Genomic DNA, 2889 nt, shown 5'->3' with positions numbered 1-2889 from the left:
GGTGGGACGAGGTGCTGTCGAGTTCGACGTCGACCGCACCGGCGAGCGGTGCTCGGGGCGTCTCGGGGTCAGCGGCGGTCGCGGCGGACGGGGTCCACGCCGGCGTCGGTGTCGAGGTCGATGACCTCCTCGCGCAGCTCGGCCTCGACGGTTTCCTGGCCCTGGACCGTCTGGGTGTCCAGGCGCACGCGCTCGACGGGCACGGTCTCCTTGGCGGCCACGGCGTGCTCCTCGTAGAGGGTCACCTCGTGCTCCTCCTCGGTCAGCTCGCCGCCGGAGAGGGCCGCACCGCGGTTGGCCTCGGTGATCGGCTCGCGCTCGACCACGATCTCCTCGTGGGAGACCGGGACGGTGCGCGAGACGCGCTCGGTGACGATGTGCTTGCGCAGGCGCGCCCGGCCCGCCTCGCGGGTCTCGGTGCCGACGTGCAGCTCCTCCTTGGAGCGCGTCATGGCGTCGTCGGTGTTGGGGCCCGAGGTGTCGTGCCCCACGGTGTCCGTGCGGTCGGTGCGCGTGTCGGTGCGGCCGGTGACGCCGGTCCCGGTCACCGAACCGCCGGAGGAGGCGATGCCGTAGTAGCGGTAGAGGTCGTCCTCGTCGGTCTCGGTCAGCTCGCGGCCCGGGTCGTGGTGGGGGGCGTCCTTGACCTTGGCCTTCTCGAACGGCACGGTCAGGTGCTCGCCGCTGAGGCTGGCCCGCTCCAGCGGGATGAGGGAGATGCCGGAACCGAACAGGCCCGTCTTGACCGAGACCCACTCCGGCTGGCTGGTGGCGTTGTCGAGGTAGACGTCCTCGACCTTGCCGATCTTGTCGCCGTCGTGGTCGTAGACGGTGGCGCTGTAGAGCGCGTCCACGGTGAGGGTGTTGCCGGCCATGTCGGCCTCCTGGGGGGAGTGGATCGGTGGGTGGCGTCGGTGTGGCCCGTGCGTCCGCGCGCCGGCTCCCGCGGGTCGCGGGACCGTGCCGTCGCGGGTGTCGAAACCTCCGCAGTCGGGGTCACACCGGGGTTTACGGCGTCAAGCCAGGACCATGAAGCCAGTCCCCACCACACCTCGCAACTCGAGGTGCCGGCGTCGCGGGAGGATGCGGGGAACCCGTCGCGACCGGGCGCCGGGTCCGGCCCGGCACCGGGTCCCGCCCCGCGGCTCACCTCTCCTGGGGAGGCAGGAGGCTGTGTCCACCCGGTTCGTCCTGCGTGCGGTCGCTCGTCCCGCTGGCGGGGTCCACGTCGGTGTCCCCGGCGGGCGAGAGGCCGTAGTGGCGGTACAGCTGCCGCTCCGCGGCGCTGCTCAGGTGCTCGTCGCCTCGGGCGGGCGGAGCGCTGCGCACCTGCGCGGCGCTCACGTCCAGGTGCAGGCGACCGCGCGAGTACGTGGCGCTGGCGAGCGGCACGAACCGGCTCTGCGCGGCTCCCCGCACGGTGCTCGGCGGGTCGTCACCCGCCGGCCCCTCGTGCGGTGGGGTCTCCCGCAGCTGCACGGTGACCCACTCCGGACGCCCGGTGTGGTCGTCGTAGTAGACCCCGCTCACCGGGCCGAGGGTGAGGCCGTCGCGGTCGACGGCGCTCGAGCGCGCGACCAGGAAGGCCTGCTCGTCGCTGATCGGCATGGGGCTCCCGGGGCTGGCTCGCGTGCGGGCGGGTGGGCTGACCTCGTGCTGGACACCGCCGACGGGCGGTGCTCAAGCGCTCCACCACTCGGCGGATACAGCGTAAACGACGAGGCTCCCCCGGTCGAGCGCTCCCGGGAGCGGGCACCGGTCGCACCCGGGCGCAGCGGCGATCACCCGTGGGAGATGATGGACGCGGGTACGGCGTGCCGCACGCCCGCGACCTGCGGGCGCGGCACCGGGCAGCACGCACAGCGGGAGCGACGCCCTCACGGGCCGTCGCGCCGACGGCAGGAGGTGGTGGCAGGTGTCGGCATCCTCGCGGCGGCCGACGCAGCGCGGCTCCTCGAGCGAGCGCTCCGCGGGTGCGCCTCCCGCCGCAGCGGCCGGAGGCGCCACGCGCCGTCGACCGGGCCTGAGCAAGAGCGTCGTGCTCGAGGCGGCCATCGACTTCGTCGACCGCTTCGGCATCGGCGAGCTGTCGATGCGCAAGCTGGGCGCCTCCCTCCAGGTGGAGGGGATGGCGCTCTACCGCTACGTGCGCAGCCGCGACGAACTGCTGGACGCCATGGTGGACCGGCTGCTGGACCAGCTGTACGCCGACCCCGAGGTCCTGCTGCGCCCGGAGGACGACTGGCAGGCCTTCCTGCGCCGGGTGGCGGGCGGGATCCGGCGCATGGCGCTGGAGCACCCGCAGATCTTCCCGCTCATCGCCACCCGCCACCGCGCGGCGCCCTGGATCCGCCCGCCGCTGCGCAGCCTGCGCTGGATCGAGGGGTTCCTGGCCGCGCTGCTCTCGCGCGGCTTCAGCGAGGACGCCGCCGTCTACACCTACCGGGCCTTCGGCAGCTTCCTGGTCGGTCACCTGCTGCTGGAGGTCTCCGCGGAGGGCGTCGACCCCGTCACCGCCGCCGTCGACCCCGGCAGCGCCTCCGCCGACGGCGCCTCGCTGGACCTCAGCGCCTTCCCCACGCTGACGCGGCTGGCCGACCGGCTGGCGGTCGAGGACCTCAGCGAGGAGTTCGAGCACTCCCTGGGCAACCTGCTGGAGCGGCTGGAGGAGGCCCGGGCGCGCCTGGCCTGAGCGGGCCGCACGCCCCCGGCCCGAGCGGGCCGCGAGCGCGGGGGCGCAGCGCGGGCGGCCTGCGGATGCGCACACCGCGCTCCGCGCCTACCGTGCGCTTTGCGCCGTAAACCCCCACGGCCGCCCGTGAGGACCACCCCCGCCGCCGTCCGGTGCGCACCCGCGCCCCACCGCCAGGAGAAACGCGTGCCCACACC

General features: G+C 74.5%; 3 protein-coding genes. 1 reads left to right on the top strand and 2 read right to left on the bottom strand.

Features of this window, described 5'->3' with window-relative positions; translation table 11 throughout:
* Positions 1-68 precede the first annotated feature (68 nt).
* Positions 69-875 (bottom strand): DUF2382 domain-containing protein, encoded by an 807-nt coding sequence (locus GTQ99_RS21770; protein ID WP_166617784.1) that lies wholly within the window; start codon positions 873-875, stop codon positions 69-71.
* A 271-nt stretch (positions 876-1146) separates the two neighbouring features.
* Entirely contained in the window at positions 1147-1608 is a 462-nt protein-coding gene (locus GTQ99_RS21765; protein ID WP_166617783.1) for a hypothetical protein, read from the bottom strand.
* A gap of 430 nt (positions 1609-2038) precedes the next feature.
* Here GTQ99_RS21765 and GTQ99_RS25635 point away from each other — a divergent pair, with 430 nt between their 5' ends.
* Complete coding sequence (locus GTQ99_RS25635) at positions 2039-2692, top strand: TetR/AcrR family transcriptional regulator C-terminal domain-containing protein (protein ID WP_205707989.1); 654 nt, start codon at positions 2039-2041, stop codon at positions 2690-2692.
* Positions 2693-2889: the final 197 nt, after the last annotated feature.

It is taken from the genome of Kineococcus vitellinus (genome assembly GCF_009906315.1).
Taxonomy (GTDB): domain Bacteria; phylum Actinomycetota; class Actinomycetes; order Actinomycetales; family Kineococcaceae; genus Kineococcus; species Kineococcus vitellinus.
The sequence above is the reverse complement of the archived record's forward strand: the minus strand, read 5'-3'. Positions and strand labels throughout refer to the sequence as shown.

Bases quoted from the DNA above. Each gene is read 5' to 3' on its own strand.
- GTQ99_RS21770 (WP_166617784.1), bottom strand. From the start codon at position 875: ATGGCCGGCAACACCCTCACCGTGGACGCGCTCTACAGCGCCACCGTC.
- GTQ99_RS21765 (WP_166617783.1), bottom strand. From the start codon at position 1,608: ATGCCGATCAGCGACGAGCAGGCCTTCCTGGTCGCGCGCTCGAGCGCC.